This window comes from uncultured Anaerovibrio sp. (genome assembly GCA_902786545.1).
GTDB lineage: Bacteria > Bacillota > Negativicutes > Selenomonadales > Selenomonadaceae > Anaerovibrio.
The window spans coordinates 1-439 of the sequence record CADACU010000073.1; the positions used below are offsets into that span (position 1 = coordinate 1).

Sequence of the window (439 nt, forward strand, 5' to 3'; positions counted from 1 at the left end):
TATGGGAACCATGGTTCTGATGGTATTTGGTTGCGGTGTTAACGCAAACATGACTTTGGCTAAGACCTGCGGTCACGCTGGTGGCTGGATCTGCACAACCACCGGATGGTGTTTTGCAGTAGTAATGGGTGTTTACACTTCCGTTGCTCTTGGTGCTCCACAGGCTGATATCAACCCTTCTGTTACTATTGCCAAAACTTTGGCAGGTGTTTACACTTGGGATCAGTTTGCAGCTACTTCCATCGTTCAGATTCTTGGTGGTATCGTAGGTGCTATCATCGTTTACCTTGCATATCTCCCACACTGGGCAGAGACTGAAGGCAGCAAGCTGGGCGTATTCGCTACTGGTAATGCAGCTGGTAACCAGATGACTGCATTCATCTGCGAGATGATTGCAACCTTCTTCCTGATGTTCCTTATCTGGTGTATCTTCTCCAAG

General features: G+C 47.8%; 1 protein-coding gene. It reads left to right on the plus strand.

Annotation, left to right across the window (positions count from 1 at the left end; genetic code table 11):
- Position 1: 1 nt before the first annotated feature.
- A partial coding sequence (locus QZV24_RS09960; protein WP_294523411.1) for an MIP/aquaporin family protein occupies positions 2 to 439 on the plus strand: 438 nt, incomplete at its 3' end.